The sequence below is a fragment of the Fructilactobacillus sp. X2R5C3 genome, assembly GCF_059901325.1.
Genome location: NZ_JBWXUY010000045.1, coordinates 1 through 248 on the forward strand (window position 1 = coordinate 1; position 248 = coordinate 248).

Genomic DNA, 248 nt, shown 5'->3' on the forward strand with positions numbered 1-248 from the left:
CCCTAGTTAAGCGTGGTTTAAGTGGCGACATGCAAATCAGTGAGCAATTAGATGAACAGCTTGCCAAGCGAGCCATCAATCTTTTTTATGGTCATTACGAGCAACAAGTTGGTGAGTACAGCGTGCTTTACCAGCATGTTGAAACAGGTCTTGCTGCTCTTCGTAGCACCCCAAAAGCACTCATTACCAATAAAGCGCGTCGTTTTACTGAAAAGCTACTTGATAAACTAGCGTTAACAGAGCATTTT

1 protein-coding gene is annotated in these 248 nt (G+C 43.1%); it reads left to right on the top strand.

The window, feature by feature from the left end; all coding sequences use genetic code 11:
* Positions 1–29: 29 nt before the first annotated feature.
* On the top strand, positions 30–248 hold a 219-nt coding region (locus tag AC6UDE_RS07105; RefSeq protein WP_500697050.1), incomplete at its 3' end, for a hypothetical protein.